Source organism: Rhodococcus rhodochrous, from assembly GCF_014854695.1.
GTDB lineage: Bacteria > Actinomycetota > Actinomycetes > Mycobacteriales > Mycobacteriaceae > Rhodococcus.
Genome location: NZ_CP027557.1, coordinates 2,892,760 through 2,906,254, shown reverse-complemented (window position 1 = coordinate 2,906,254; position 13,495 = coordinate 2,892,760). Strand labels below are relative to the sequence as shown.

The following is a 13,495-nucleotide window of genomic DNA, read 5'->3' as shown; positions in this document are numbered from 1 at the left end:
AACGGAGACACGATCTCATGGGTAGAACCGCCGAAGGCACATTCACCGACCAGACCTGGGCACCGCCGGTGTTCAGTGTCGACGAGAACGGCAAGGTCATCGGGCTGACGAACGACAACGTCCCGAACAACTGGGGTCGCTGGGGTGACCAGGACCAACGTGGCACCGCGAACTTCATCACCCCCGACGTCGTCAGCGCTGCGGCGGGACTGATCCGATCCGGCAAGTCCATCAGCCTCGCCGTGCCCCTCGACTCCACCGGCCCCGTGCACCCGACGCGCCCCAATGTGGTGCACTTCTTCGGCTACAGCGGCGCCGACTGGACGGTCGGAACCGAACTCGGCCGCGTCGCTCCCGGTTTCCAGGGCGCCGACGACTACATCTTCATGCCGTTGCAGGGCAGCACCCAATGGGACGGTCTGGCCCATATCTTCAGCTCCGACGCCATGTACAACGGGTTCTGGATGGGCAACGTCGAAGGCGTGGCCGGGGCGAAGAAGTGCGCGATCAGCAATCTCAAGGACTCGCTGACCAGCCGTGGCGTCCTGCTCGATCTACCGAAGTATCTCGGAGTGGAGCGCTGCGAGCCGGGGGTTCCGATCACCGCCGCACAACTGGACGGTTGCGCGCAGGCCCAGGGCGTGGAGGTGCGCACCGGGGACATCCTCACCATCCGCACCGGGCACGTGCCGTGGTTCTACTCGCTCACCGACAAGAGCGAGTTCTGGGGTGCCGGCGCACCGGGCCTGGGCGCGGACACGGTCGCGTGGATCCACGAGAAGGAGATCGCCGCACTGGCCGTGGACAACGTCGCGGTCGAGGTGGAACCGGCCGAGGAGGGCGGCGTCTACCCGCTGCACGCACGCCTGATCCGCGATCTCGGACTCACCCTCGGCGAGATCTGGTGGCTCGAAGAACTGGCCGCGGAGTGCGCCCGTGAAGGCCGCTACGAATTCTTCCTCACCGCATCGCCGTTGAACATCACCGGTGGAGCAGGGACGCCGGTGAATCCGACCGCCATCTTCTGACGCTGTCTTCGACTCCTCCGAATCCGGAGCGAACGGCTGCGCCCCTCGCCGACAGAACCTGGCCGGAGGCGCAGCCGTTTTCGTTCCGGATGTTGCACCCATCACATACTCGACGTAACCTCGGTCACAACTTGACACATCGTCAAGTAATCTCGACTGGTCGTCCAGCCGCGTTTCCCCACGATTTGCAGCCCCGACTCGGCTCAGGACGCACGCACACAAAGGACTCCCCCCATGGCGTTCACCCTCCCCGACTCGAAGCTCCCCCTCGACCTCGACTTCGATCCGCACCACCTGCGCGAGCGCTTCGAGGTGGACAAGAAGAAGCGGATCCGGCCCGACACCCTCGCCCAGTTCCAGGGACTCTCCGACGTGCTCGAGGTCGACGATCGCGACCCCTTCGTCGAGCCGATCAATCGTGAACCCGTCACCGAGGAACTCGACGCCCTCGTTCTCGGCGGCGGCTTCGGCGGACTCACCGCCGGCGCCTACCTCACGCAGAACGACATCACGAACTTCCGCATCGTCGAATACGGCGGCGACTTCGGCGGCACCTGGTACTGGAACCGGTACCCCGGTGTGCAGTGCGACATCGAATCGCACATCTACATGCCGCTCCTCGAGGAAACGGGATACGTCCCCACCCAGCGCTACGCCGACGGCTCCGAGATCTTCGAACACGCCCAGCGCATCGGACGCCACTACGGCCTCTACGAGCGGACCTACTTCCAGACCCGCGCCACGCAGGCCACCTGGGACGAGGCCGAGCAGCGCTGGGAGGTGACCACCGATCGCGGCGACCGTTTCCTCACCAGGTTCCTCCTGCGTTCGAACGGCGCACTGACCAAGCCGCAGCTCCCCAAGGTCCCCGGCATCGGCGACTTCACGGGCAAGATCTTCCACACCAGCCGCTGGGACTACGACTACACCGGCGGGTCGCCCGCCGGAAACCTCGAGAACCTGCGCGACAAGCGCGTCGCCGTCGTCGGCACCGGCGCCACCGGCGTCCAGGTCGTCCCCTACCTCGCTGCGGACGCGAAGGAACTCGTCGTGGTCCAGCGGACGCCGAGCGTCGTACAGCCTCGCAACAACCGGAAGACCGACCCTGCTTGGGCGGCGTCGCTGAAGCCGGGCTGGCAGTACGAGCGGCACGACAATTTCAACGGGATCATCTCCGGCCACGACGTCGAGGGCAACCATGTCGACGACGGCTGGACGCACCTGTTCCCCGCCCTGAAGGGGCAGCATCTGCTCGAGACGCCCATGGCGGAGTTGTCGGCGGCCGATCAGGCCGTTGTCGCCGAGATCGCCGACATGCAGCTGCTCATGAGCGCACACCGTCGGATCGATTCGATCGTCACCGACCCCGCCGTCGCCGACGGGTTGAAGCCGTGGTTCGGATACATGTGCAAGCGGCCCTGTTTCAACGACGAATACCTCGACGCCTTCAACCGGGAGAACGTGACGCTCGCGGCCGCGCCGACGGGCATCGACGGCATCACGGTCGACGGCATCGTCGTCGGTGGCAAGCACTACGAGGTCGACTGCATCGTGTTCGCGACCGGATTCGAAACCGGCTCCGGCCCCGCGGGGATCTACGGCTACGACGTCCTCGGACGCGATGGCCGGTCGATGCAGGAGTACTTCTCCGACGGCGCGAAGACCATGCACGGTTTCTTCACGCACGGCTTCCCGAACTTCGTCGAACTGGGCATGAGCCAGACCGCCTACTACGTCAATTTCGTGTACATGCTCGACCGGAAGGCCCGGCACGCTGCGCGGCTGATCCGACACGTGCTGGACAACGGGATCGGCGCGTTCGAACCGACCGTCGAGGCCGAGTCCTCGTGGGTCGCGAAGGTCCGCGCATCGAACGAACCGCGCGTGGCGTACTGGGCGGCGTGCACGCCCGGCTACTACAACGGTCAGGGCGACGTGTCGAAGGCCGTGTTCAACGAGGTCTACAACTCGAGCGAAATCGATTTCTGGAACATGATCGAGGGCTGGTGGGAGGCCCGGGAGTTCGAGGGTCTGACGTTCGAGCCGTCTCGTTCGGCGGTCCCCGTCGAGGTCCAGGCCTGATCCCGTCTCCTTCGGGTCGTGAAGCGCTGTGCCGTGTGGCCACTGTTCGGTCGTCGACCGGGCAGTGGCCACACGCGCTACCGTCGGCGCACCGGATAGCGCAGGTGGAGAACTCTGTCGCCCTGGATCACCACGTCGGGATCGTCCAGCAGGTGCTGCGCGTGGACCGATCCGAAGTAGCGCTTCCCGGTTCCGAATACGACGGGCACGACCTCCATGCGCACCTCGTCGACCAGGCCCGCGGCGAGCACTTGGCCTCCGACGTCGCCGGCGGCGACTTCGACGGTGCGGTCGCCCGCGAGTTCCTGCGCCGTGGCCACGGCCGCCTCGATGCCGTCGACGAAGTGGAACGGCGCCTCGGGGTGCCATCCCTCGGGCCTCGGGCGACGCGAAACGACGACCACGTGGTCGACCCCGGCCGGCAGTTCTCCGTCCCAGCCGTCGGTCATGTCGAAGACGTGCCGACCGGCGATCGTCACCCCGATCTCGTCCCAGTACGGCCGGATGTAGTCGTAGGAGGTTCGGGACACCTTCACGAAGCCACTGTCGTCCAACGGAACGTCGCCACTGGTCAACCAGTCGAACAACGGTCCGGGCTGATCGTTCTCGTCCGCGATGAAGCCGTCCACCGAAACCGAGGCGTACATGACCACCTTGCCCATGGAACCCTCCTCGGAACGCGACGTGCCCGACGCTACCCCCGGGGCCGGTCCTGCCTGCCCCGATCCGACCGCAACGCGACACTAGGATGCGAGCCATGGAGTCGACCAAATCCCCGTCAGCGGTGAGCGGCGGGGATGCCGGAGCACGGCTACCCGACCAGGATGTCGGGCGACGTCGGCGGATTCCGCGCGGCGAGGTCCAGCGGCAATCCATTCTCGACGCGTTCGAGCGGTGCCTGCGCGAGATGTCGGCCGTGGACATCTCGGTCAAGGACATCACCGAAGCTGCGGGAATCAAGCGACCGAACTTCTACTTCTATTTCGAGTCCAAGGACGAGGTACTCGGCGAACTGGTCGGAAGGGCATGGGACGACTGGTCCGACAGCATCGGTGGTTATCACCGCCGCGCCGGCGAGTCCCACGCCGACTATTTCGACCGACTCTTCGGCACGTCCTATCGCGCCTGGGTCGAGCGCGACCGCGTGATGGTCGCGGGCCTTCAGGCCGTCAACTACGACGACAAGCTCAGAGCTCGGTGGACGTCGCTGGTCACCGATCTCAACGACCAACTGGCAGCGCAGATGAGCAGGGACGCCGACGCCGGGGAGATCACTCCGCTGTCGGACGACCACGAGGGTCTCGTCACGACGCTGACCGACATGATCGTCATGGCGTTCTTCAAGGACCGATCGCTCAGGCCCTCCGAAGCCGAGTCGAGACGGATGCTGGTCAATGTGAAGACGATCTGGCTCGGAACGTGGGGCGCGCCGAACCCGCCGTCGCATCGAATCGACCGATACGGCGGCGTGACGTCGTCGTGATGCGACCCGCCCCGACCTCTTCAACTACCGCAAGGCAATTCGTTCTTCCGGCACCTCTCTGACCCTCGTTCGGTCGACTGTTCAGAACAACCCGATTGCTCGAACGAGCAGACCGCCGGCCACCATCAAGGCCACGACCACTGCGATCACGATGGCGACGAGGGCGCCGGCACTGCGGCGCTGTGGCGGTTCGTGCTGCGGACCGCCCACAGAGGTCTCGGCGGGCGGAGTATCTCCGGGCGCCACCCCGCCCCCGGGTTCGAGACCAGGAGTGTTCGCGGGATCGGGGTTCTGCGGGTCGAACTCGGACGCGTCGGGATTCTCGTCAGCCATACTCTCCTGTACCCGATTATCGGCGAGCAACGCCTCGGCTTTCTTCTACGCGACGCCGCGCCGGCGAGTGCGCGGGTACAACGCGTGGCACAACGGTTCGATGATCTCGGAATCGAACGTGGCCACCGATGCGCCCGGATAAGCTGAGAACGGCCGAACGATACACCGCTGCAGGCTCCGGGAGCCGGTAACGCCGCTGTTCCCAAGCCTTTTGACCTCGGGAGGAATCATGACCGACCCACAGCAGGATCCGAACAAGGACGAAGGCCAGGAAGGCCCGGCGGACGGCGGCGCAGTCGGCGGCCCGGGCGTTCACGACGGTGGCGCTGACGGCGGAGCCGACGGGGGCGCCGACAGCGGTGGCGACGGCGGTGCGGACGGCGGGGCCGATGGTGGAGCCGACAGCGGTGGCGACGGCGGAGCCGATGGTGGAGCCGACGGTGGGGCTGACGGAGGAGCCGATGGCGGAGCCGACGGCGGCAGCTGAGTGTGAGGACTCCTCGCACCGCACCCAGGACTCCGGCGTCGAAACGGACGCCGGAGTCCTGGAAACCCGCCTGATCGACATCGGTCGAAAGAAGTTCGCGTCCGAGATCTGGGGGCGAGCACCACTGCTGACGCGTAGCGCCGGGACATTCACCGACCTGTTCTCCGCCGAGGCGGTCGACGAACTCATCTCGCGTCGCGGACTCCGCACGCCCTTTCTTCGCGTCGCCAAGGACGGGACGACACTGCCGGACTCGTCGTTCACCTCCCCCGCCGGTGTCGGAGCGACCATCTCCGACCAACTCGACGACACGATGCTCTGGCGCAACCTTGCCGACGGTGCCACCCTCGTCCTGCAGGCACTGCACCGCACGTGGGAACCGATCTCGCAGTTCGGCACCGCTCTGAGCGACGAACTCGGACACCCCGTCCAGGTCAACGCGTACATCACTCCACCTCGGAACCAGGGGTTCAGCCACCACTACGACGTCCACGACGTCTTCGTCGTGCAGATCGAGGGAACCAAGAGATGGGTGATCCACGAGCCCGTCCACCCGGCGCCGCTGCGCAATCAACCCTGGACCGATCACCGCGCCGCTGTCGCCCGAGCCGCGACAGAGCCTGCGTGCATCGACACCGTGCTCGAACCCGGCGATTGCCTCTATCTACCGCGTGGCTGGATCCATGCCGCCGAGGCGCGAGGGGAGATCTCCATCCACCTCACCGTCGGCATCCACACGTGGACGCGCCACGCACTTGCGGAGCATCTGACCCGGGCAGCACTCGCTGCGCTCGGCGACGATCCCGAGATGCGCGACGCGCTGCCCATGGGGATCGATGACCCGGAAGCCGAGATCGCTGCTGTTCGTGAGCATCTCATCGCCGTACTGGGCGAGGCGGACGTCACCTCCCTGTTCCGTCGTGCCCGGCGGGAGCAGGCCCGTCCGGCACCGCTGGGGCCGCTCGCCCAATTCGCCGCCGTCCACGATCTCGGCCCCGACACCACGGTGAAACTCCGCAGCGCACTGTATGCGCGCCTGGAAGGTTCACACCTGGTCACGCGTGTCGGCCGTGTCTCTGTGGCGGACGAGGAACTGCCGTCTGTCACGCGCCTGCTCGACGGCGGATCCCACCCGGCGAAAACCCTCGGGACCGACCTGGTCGAACGGCTGTTGCGCGCAGGGATCCTCGTCCCCGCGGAACAGTGACGGTGCACTGTGGTCTCAGCCGAACGCTTCTTCTGCGCAGACAATGCCCGCCTGCGGGGTGATCCGATGGCCGGCACGGCCCCGCGCGGATTCGCCTGGGTCCTCGTCGAATACCGGGGCAGATGGCCGGTGAACGGGTTCGAGGGGCTCGAGCTCGACGCCGCGACCAAGACGGCCGTGTTCTCCGCCGCGCAGGCGGCCCGCGCACGCATACTGCTGGTCAAGCGCCCGGGCCGTCGCCGCCGCGGCGGACACGACCATTGGGCGGTGCTCCGCCGCGAGACCTCGGGCGCGGTGCGTCAGCAATGGGGAACGTGGGATCGCGAGGAGGATCTGACACAGATCGTCACCGCCCTCGAGACTCCCGGCGACCTCGGTGGCCCCTCCGTCCTCCTGGTCTGCGCTCACGGTCACCACGACCCGTGCTGCGCCGTGCGTGGACGGCCGGTCGCGCGCGCCTTGGCCGAGCGCTGGCCCGACCAGGTCTGGGAATGCTCGCACGTAGGCGGAGACCGGTTCGCCGCCAATGTCGTCGTCGTACCCGACGGTGTCTACTACGGCGGTCTCGACGCCGAGTCGTCCGTCCTCACGATCGAAGAACACTTCTTCGACCGGATCCACCACCGTCATCTACGCGGCTACACCGATATGTCGCCGCCTCAGCAGGCCGCGCTCGCTGCCACGCTCCGACGCTTCGGTCCGGCCGGGCGCAGTGATTACACAGTCGCAGAGAGTGCCCGCGAGGGTGATCTCTGGCGGATCCGGCTCGCCGGTCGTGCACCGCACCCGGAGCGTGTCGACGTCGAACTGCGGGCCCATCGCACTCCCCCGTGCCGATTGACCTGCCGTGGAGCGCCGACGGCTTCGGTCATGGTCTACGAACCCACCTCGGTCCGCACGCTGTGAGCACACGGCCGCGCGGACGGCTTCAGGTCGTCACCCCAGCTCTTCCTCTGCCTTCGCGAGGGCCGCGAACTCCTCGTCCGGGGAGTTCGCGACGAGGTGGTGACGGCTGTAGAGACCGAAGTAGGCCATGAATGCCGCGAACGCGGCGAACGTCCACAGAGCCGCGACGGGATCGACGAGGAAGGTGGCCACCACAGCGGCCGCGGCGATCACCAGCGCGAACGAGATCGTAACGACACCACCGGGCGTGCGGTACGGACGCGGCATCCCGGGCTCGCGCACGCGCAGCACGATGTGGCTGACCATCATGAGCACGTAGCTCACGGCGGCACCGAAGACCGCCATGTTGAGGAGCATCGCGCCCTCACCGGTCAGCGACAGGACGAAGCCGATCACGCCGGGCACGATCAACGCGAGTATGGGGGCCTTGCGCGAATTCGTCACCGACAGGCTCGTCGGCAGGTAGCCGGCGCGGGACAACGCGAAGGTCTGCCGCGAGTACGCGTACATGATGGAGAAGAAGCTGGCGATCAGCCCGGCGAGCCCGATGTAGTTGACGACCTTCGCCGCTGTCCCGTCACCCAGCGCCTCGACGAGCGGGTTGCCCGAGGTCGACAACCCCTCGGCACCCAACGCACCGGTCGCGAGGAACAGCACCGTCGCTCCTGTCACCAGGAGCACCAGCATGCTGGAGATGATGCCGCGGGGCACGTTCTTCTCCGGCTCGCGCGCTTCCTCCGCAGCGAGAGGAACGCCCTCGATCGCCAGGAAGAACCAGATCGCGAACGGAACTGCGGCCCAGATACCGAAGTAGCCGAACGGCAGGAAGCCCGAGGCACCGACGGCATCGGTCGGCGTAATGTCCGTGAGATTGTCGGACTCGAACAGTCCCACCGCGGAGATCGCGAAGATCACGAGTCCGACGAGTGCGATGGCGGTGATGACGAACATCGCCTTGAGCGCTTCGCCCGCACCGGTGAGGTGGATGCCGATGAAAATGGCATAGACAGCGAGGTAGATCCACCATCCGTCGGTGATCCCGAAGATGTTCAACGATTCGACATAACTGCCGATGAACGTCGCGATGGCCGCAGGGGCGATCGCGTACTCGATGAGAATGGCCGTGCCGGTGGCGAATCCACCCCAGGGGCCGAGCGCGCGACGAGCGAAGGTGTATCCGCCCCCTGCGGCCGGAAGGGCCGACGACAATTCCGCCATCCCGAGCACCATCGCGAAATACATGCCCGCGATGACCACGCTGGCGATGAGCAGGCCGCCGAATCCACCTTCGGCGAGTCCGTTGTTCCATCCGGCGTAGTCACCGGAGATGACATAACTGACACCGAGTCCTGCAAGGAGCACCCACCCTGCGGTTCCTTTACGCAGTGAACGTTTTTCGAGGTATTCGCTCTTCTCGGCGTGGAAGTCGGCGCCGTCGTGGTGCTTACGGGTTCCCGAACTCTTCGATGGTTCTACGACTGACATTCCGTCTCCCTGAGGCGATCGGTTCGTACGGCGGCGTCACGCCGCCGAGGTGGTGGAACGTCGCGCGAGCAGCGGCCGGCGTTCATGGGCTACCCCCTGGTCGTGGAAGTCGCGCAACGAGATGGAGTGCAGCCGTGTAACTCGGATGATCCAGCATCCTCCCGGGCGAACAGGGTGTCTGTTCGTTTCTCGAGTATCGGAGAAGACTGTTGCAACTCTGTTGCGAGCCCGTAATGGAACGCGCGGTTATGTAGCCTGCGGGCGGTCTTCTACCAACCGACGACACATGGAGGATTCGAAGTGACTGCGCTGCTGTGGGCGGTAGCGATCGTGGCCGTGGCTGTGTTCGGATGGGGCACATCGGTGGTGTACCGGGCTCATCGAAGCGTCGTGCGCCGATCCGAGGGTCCGCTATCGGACGCGGGGCGTACCCGGGTGAAGAAAGGGCGAAATGTTGCGGTTGTCGGACTGGTCGTCGGAGCTCCGAGCCTGGCGATCGCGCTCCTACCGACCATGGACAAGGTGGTCGTGGTGATCGTCGTTGCGCTGCTGATACCTGGCTTGTTCCATCTGACTCGTGAGACCCTCGCCTACCCCGTGAACGAGCGCTGAGACTGCGGATACGACCGACAGCTGTCGGTGTCCACGTCCGTGGTAACGAGAATCGATGCCCACCACCGACATTCGGTTCGACGACCGAGTGCGATATCGCGTCCGAAAATGCGGTTGCTCGTTCCGGCACTGCTCCCTAGGGTGGCCCGCATGGCATCGATCAGGCAGGTACAGGTCACGTTCGATTCCACCGAACCCGAGCGACTCGCGCACTTCTGGTGCGCTGTTCTCGGCTACGAGGTGCCCACGCCGCCCGACGGGTTCGCGACACGGACCGACTACGACGCAAGCCTGCCCGCAGAGTCGCAAGGACGCGCGTTCGTGTGCGCCGACCCGACCGGTGCCGGGCCACGGCTGCACTTCCAGCGAGTACCCGAAGAAAAGGTAGTGAAGAACCGGGTGCATCTCGACGTCCGCGTCGGGACAGGCTTGGAGGGTGACGAACGCCTGTCTGCTCTGCAAGCCGAATCCGACCGGCTGGTCGCGCTCGGCGCTGCGCAGGTGAAGGTTCTGCATGCCGACGGCGTCGACGAGTCCTGCATCGTCATGCAGGACATCGAAGGCAACGAGTTCTGTCTGGACTGAAGGACGCGCGGCAACCGGTGGTGTCGCGATCGAGGAACGGCGCTACACACCTACCGATGGCGTGCCACCGGCGATCGGAAGCCGCAGACGAACCTCGGTTCCCCGCGGCTCGTTCGGAGAGAACTCGATGTCGCCGCCGTGACGCTCGACGATGTGCTCCGACACGATCAAGCCGAGCCCGGAGCCGTCCTGCTTCGCGGAGAACGCCCCTGAGACGAGTTGATTTCGCGGGGCTCGTTCCATGCCTCGGCCTTCGTCGGCCACCCGGATGCATGCCCAGTCACCATCACGGCAGGTCGTGACCCTCAATTCCTTCGCCTCCGTTGTGGGCAGGACGATCTCGTCGATCGCGTTGAAGCACAGATTGATGATGACCTGACCGATCAACACGCTCTCCCCCTGCACAGGCAAGCTCTCGACGGTCCGATCGACCACCACCCGCACGCCCCGTTCAGCCGCGCGCAACCGAACGAAATACAGGCTCTCCTCCATCACGTCGTTGAGATCGATGGCCGACGACGTCGATTCGATGCGCCGCACATACCGTTTGACCGACGCCACGATCTCCGCAGCACGGCTCAACTGCTTCTCCGCCATGTCCAGACCGTAGGAGAGTTGATCGCGGTCGAGAGTGCCACCGGCAACGCGCGTTTGGAGACCACGCAGGTAGTTCGACGACGCCGCCAATGGTTGCCCGAGTTCATGGGCCAGGATCATCGCCATGTCACCCATCGCGTTGTAGCGGCTCAGATACTGCAGGTTCGCTACCTGGTATTCGTGGCGCTGCTCCAACTCGACGCGGTCGGTCACGTCCCGGATCACGAGCACCCGCGAGACCATGCCGTCGTGCACCACGTCCTCGAGCTCACCGGCGAGCCAGGTGACGCGGCCGTCCGGCCTCTCGATCTTCTGCCGGATCTTCACCGATCCGGTGCCCGACGCCAGCTTCGACACCACCTGCTCGGAATCCAGCGAGGGATCGCATCGCCCCAGGCCCTCGAGGTGGGCCCCCATCAACTGGTCGGTGGTCGAGCCGAACAACCGCGCCGCGAGTGGTGAGATGTCGTCGATGCAGTTGCCGTCGTCGAGCACCAGGATGCCGGCCGAGGTGTGCGTCATGATCCGCTGCAACGACTGCGACACCCAGCTGAGTTCCTGCTGGATCTCCACCTCCTCGGAAATGTTGCGGAACTCGACCATCACCACCGGACCGTCCTGGAACTGCACCAGGGACGCGTTGGCGTCGGTGAGGAAGTCCACCCCGTCCTTGGTTCGATATTTCCACTGCCGCCGACTCGATCCATGTACGACCGCGGACTGCAGCCACGCCACTCCCAGGGCCCGGCGATACTGACGTTCCTGACTGCTCATGTGGTGCGCTTTGAGCGGCCGCAACTCCTCGAGCGTGAAACCGAACATCCGGCACGCAGCGGGATTGGCCCACAGGATGTTCTTCGACGCAGCCTCGTGGATCAGGATGCCGGTCTGCGTTCGCTCCGCCATCGCCTGGAAGTCACGTCGGGTAGGGAACATCGATCAACACCTCCGGGAGCAGGACGGTCCATCGTCCGACGAGCGACGTCGTCACCGCCATTAGGAATTACTTTATGGCCTCGGGAGAAAGTCCCGATACCGCCGTAACCGGCTCGTCCATAGCGTGTTCATCAGCGCGAACACGTACCGAAACGGAGACGGCATGACCATCCCCAGCACGACCGAACGGATCGAGGCAGCGCCGGCGGGTCCGGCGCGGGATCGCGCGTTCGAGCACGCGCTCGAAGTGCTCCGCGACCGGCGCGACGAGTTCGACCAGCAACGCTTCGTACCCCCCGACTACATCGCATTGCTCAAACAGGCCGGACTGTACCGGGCATCCACGCCGGCACAGTTCGGTGGCGAACCGATGGCGCCGTCGTCCTTCATGCACCTCGTCGAACGGATCTCTGCGATCGATCCAGCCACGGGCTGGGTCGCCAGCTTCGGATCGTCGCTGGTGTACTTCTCCGCTCTCCCGGTCGCGACCCAGGCGAAGATTTACGCTGACGGCCCCGACATCGCCTACGCCGGCGGCTTGTTCCCCATGCAGGAAGCCGAGAAGGTCGACGGTGGCTATCTGTGCAGCGGGCTGTGGCAGTTCGCGAGCGGCTGCCGAGGCGCCGACATCCTCGGGATCGGTCTCGCCGGCGGCCCGGACACCAACGGCATGCCTCTCACCGCGCTGGTGAATCCAGCGGACGTCGAGATCGTCGAGAACTGGGACGTGGCGGGCATGGCAGCCACCGGCTCGCACTCGATACGCGCTGACCAACTCTTCGTGCCCGAGGAGATGACCTTCGTCCGCGGCGGCGCACCGAAAGTCGACGAACCGATCACCCGCTACCCGATGCTTCCCTACGCAGCGCAGGTGCTCGCGGTGGTCACGCTCGGAGCAGCGCGCGGTGCCCTCGACTACGTGCAGGAGGTCGGTGCAGCGCGCTCCAGCATCACCGGCGGTGCCGCCAAGGGCAACCGTCCCGCCTACAAGATCGGTCTGGCCAGGGCCGAGGCCGATCTGCGGTCGGCACGTGCATTCTTCTACGAGGTCACCGACGAAGTGTGGAGTCTTGCGCTTGCGGGCGATCCGATCGCCGACGAACACAGGGCGATGCTCCGCTTGGCAGCGACACATGCCGCGCATGTCGGTCGCACCGTGGTGCTGTCGGCCTTCGATCTCGCCGGCACCGGCGCGATCTACGACAGTCATCCTCTCCAGCGATATCTGCAGGATGCGCTCGTTCCTGCCCAGCACGCCATGTTGCAGACCAACACGTTCGAGGCCGCCGGTTCGATTCTGCTCGGTCTCGACGCCGATATCCCCAGCTTCCCCTGATCGCCTCTCCGACCGTGCGAGCCCGCAAGGCTCACCCGACCGAAAGGACACCTGTCGTGCCCGAACCATTGCGCACCTTGTTCTGCATCGGCAACAACCAGAACTTCTTCGATCTCCCCAAGGCGGAGATCGGCCCGGTCTGGGTCGGCATCTCCACTATGCTCTCCGATCTCAAGCGCATGGACGGCGTCGACATCATCGGCACCTTCGACGACGACGCCCACATGGTCGGACCGTCCGATGGGTGGCCGTGGACGTGCTACGTCCTCGCCGACGTCAAAGACCAGGAGACAGTGAAGAACGCGTGCAACCTGTTGCGCACCACCATGATCGGTGAGTTTGCATTGTGGAGGTATTTCAAGATCGAAGCTCGTATGGGTCGTGAGCTGACCATTCGGGACGACGTGGACGTGTAGAC

14 protein-coding genes are annotated in these 13,495 nt (G+C 65.5%); 10 read left to right on the top strand and 4 right to left on the bottom strand.

What is annotated here, in order from left to right; all coding sequences use genetic code 11:
* Nucleotides 1-17 precede the first annotated feature (17 nt).
* The gene (locus C6Y44_RS13600) at nt 18-1,028 is read left to right on the top strand and encodes a cyclase family protein (RefSeq protein WP_159418235.1); all 1,011 of its coding nucleotides are present in this window, start codon (nt 18-20) and stop codon (nt 1,026-1,028) included.
* A gap of 234 nt (nt 1,029-1,262) precedes the next feature.
* Nucleotides 1,263-3,110: a flavin-containing monooxygenase gene (locus tag C6Y44_RS13595; RefSeq protein ID WP_159418236.1), complete on the top strand. Its 1,848-nt coding sequence runs from the start codon at nt 1,263-1,265 to the stop codon at nt 3,108-3,110.
* A 77-nt stretch (nt 3,111-3,187) separates the two neighbouring features.
* On the opposite strand, the gene C6Y44_RS13590 is transcribed toward C6Y44_RS13595, so the two are convergent.
* Nucleotides 3,188-3,772 carry a dihydrofolate reductase family protein gene (locus tag C6Y44_RS13590; RefSeq protein ID WP_120282764.1) on the bottom strand — a complete coding sequence of 195 codons (585 nt, stop codon included), beginning with the start codon at nt 3,770-3,772 and terminating at the stop codon, nt 3,188-3,190.
* A gap of 95 nt (nt 3,773-3,867) precedes the next feature.
* On the opposite strand from C6Y44_RS13590, the gene C6Y44_RS13585 reads away from it, so the two are divergent.
* Complete coding sequence (locus tag C6Y44_RS13585) at nt 3,868-4,593, top strand: TetR/AcrR family transcriptional regulator (RefSeq protein WP_159418237.1); 726 nt, start codon at nt 3,868-3,870, stop codon at nt 4,591-4,593.
* A gap of 81 nt (nt 4,594-4,674) precedes the next feature.
* Here C6Y44_RS13585 and C6Y44_RS13580 read toward each other — a convergent pair whose 3' ends face one another.
* The gene (locus C6Y44_RS13580) at nt 4,675-4,926 is read right to left on the bottom strand and encodes a DUF6480 family protein (protein ID WP_120282760.1); all 252 of its coding nucleotides are present in this window, start codon (nt 4,924-4,926) and stop codon (nt 4,675-4,677) included.
* Nucleotides 4,927-5,155: 229 nt separating this feature from the next.
* Between C6Y44_RS13580 and C6Y44_RS13575 the strand changes: the two genes are divergently transcribed.
* From C6Y44_RS13575 to C6Y44_RS13565, 3 genes are all read left to right on the top strand, one after another.
* Nucleotides 5,156-5,413, top strand: coding sequence for a BatC protein (locus C6Y44_RS13575; RefSeq protein WP_159418238.1), 258 nt, complete (start codon nt 5,156-5,158; stop codon nt 5,411-5,413).
* Nucleotides 5,388-6,620: a cupin domain-containing protein gene (locus C6Y44_RS13570; RefSeq protein ID WP_174247034.1), complete on the top strand. Its 1,233-nt coding sequence runs from the start codon at nt 5,388-5,390 to the stop codon at nt 6,618-6,620. Before C6Y44_RS13575 ends, C6Y44_RS13570 begins: the two co-directional genes overlap by 26 nt.
* Nucleotides 6,621-6,686: 66 nt before the next feature.
* Nucleotides 6,687-7,526, top strand: coding sequence for a sucrase ferredoxin (locus C6Y44_RS13565; RefSeq protein ID WP_225623563.1), 840 nt, complete (start codon nt 6,687-6,689; stop codon nt 7,524-7,526).
* 30 nt (nt 7,527-7,556) lie between these two features.
* Here the strand turns inward: C6Y44_RS13565 and eat are convergent, their stop codons facing one another.
* Entirely contained in the window at nt 7,557-9,011 is a 1,455-nt protein-coding gene (gene eat / locus C6Y44_RS13560; RefSeq protein ID WP_106199645.1) for an ethanolamine permease, read from the bottom strand.
* A gap of 300 nt (nt 9,012-9,311) precedes the next feature.
* On the opposite strand from eat, the gene C6Y44_RS13555 reads away from it, so the two are divergent.
* Nucleotides 9,312-9,623, top strand: coding sequence for a hypothetical protein (locus tag C6Y44_RS13555; protein WP_106199647.1), 312 nt, complete (start codon nt 9,312-9,314; stop codon nt 9,621-9,623).
* Nucleotides 9,624-9,773: 150 nt separating this feature from the next.
* The gene (locus tag C6Y44_RS13550) at nt 9,774-10,208 is read left to right on the top strand and encodes a VOC family protein (protein WP_026060862.1); all 435 of its coding nucleotides are present in this window, start codon (nt 9,774-9,776) and stop codon (nt 10,206-10,208) included.
* A gap of 42 nt (nt 10,209-10,250) precedes the next feature.
* On the opposite strand, the gene C6Y44_RS13545 is transcribed toward C6Y44_RS13550, so the two are convergent.
* A complete protein-coding gene (locus C6Y44_RS13545; RefSeq protein WP_174247035.1) occupies nt 10,251-11,741 on the bottom strand; it encodes a PAS domain S-box protein in 1,491 nt (496 codons plus the stop codon).
* 163 nt (nt 11,742-11,904) lie between these two features.
* Here C6Y44_RS13545 and C6Y44_RS13540 point away from each other — a divergent pair, with 163 nt between their 5' ends.
* Nucleotides 11,905-13,077 carry an acyl-CoA dehydrogenase family protein gene (locus C6Y44_RS13540; protein ID WP_026060860.1) on the top strand — a complete coding sequence of 391 codons (1,173 nt, stop codon included), beginning with the start codon at nt 11,905-11,907 and terminating at the stop codon, nt 13,075-13,077.
* Between the two features lie 56 nt (nt 13,078-13,133).
* A complete protein-coding gene (locus tag C6Y44_RS13535; protein WP_006552110.1) occupies nt 13,134-13,493 on the top strand; it encodes a hypothetical protein in 360 nt (119 codons plus the stop codon).
* The last annotated feature ends 2 nt before the right edge of the window (nt 13,494-13,495 follow it).

Coding starts and splice junctions, on each gene's coding strand:
- C6Y44_RS13600 (WP_159418235.1), top strand. CDS start 18: ATGGGTAGAACCGCCGAAGGCACATTCACCGACCAGACCTGGGCACCG.
- C6Y44_RS13595 (WP_159418236.1), top strand. CDS start 1,263: ATGGCGTTCACCCTCCCCGACTCGAAGCTCCCCCTCGACCTCGACTTC.
- C6Y44_RS13590 (WP_120282764.1), bottom strand. CDS start 3,772: ATGGGCAAGGTGGTCATGTACGCCTCGGTTTCGGTGGACGGCTTCATC.
- C6Y44_RS13585 (WP_159418237.1), top strand. CDS start 3,868: ATGGAGTCGACCAAATCCCCGTCAGCGGTGAGCGGCGGGGATGCCGGA.
- C6Y44_RS13580 (WP_120282760.1), bottom strand. CDS start 4,926: ATGGCTGACGAGAATCCCGACGCGTCCGAGTTCGACCCGCAGAACCCC.
- C6Y44_RS13575 (WP_159418238.1), top strand. CDS start 5,156: ATGACCGACCCACAGCAGGATCCGAACAAGGACGAAGGCCAGGAAGGC.
- C6Y44_RS13570 (WP_174247034.1), top strand. CDS start 5,388: ATGGCGGAGCCGACGGCGGCAGCTGAGTGTGAGGACTCCTCGCACCGC.
- C6Y44_RS13565 (WP_225623563.1), top strand. CDS start 6,687: ATGGCCGGCACGGCCCCGCGCGGATTCGCCTGGGTCCTCGTCGAATAC.
- eat (WP_106199645.1), bottom strand. CDS start 9,011: ATGTCAGTCGTAGAACCATCGAAGAGTTCGGGAACCCGTAAGCACCAC.
- C6Y44_RS13550 (WP_026060862.1), top strand. CDS start 9,774: ATGGCATCGATCAGGCAGGTACAGGTCACGTTCGATTCCACCGAACCC.
- C6Y44_RS13545 (WP_174247035.1), bottom strand. CDS start 11,741: ATGTTCCCTACCCGACGTGACTTCCAGGCGATGGCGGAGCGAACGCAG.
- C6Y44_RS13540 (WP_026060860.1), top strand. CDS start 11,905: ATGACCATCCCCAGCACGACCGAACGGATCGAGGCAGCGCCGGCGGGT.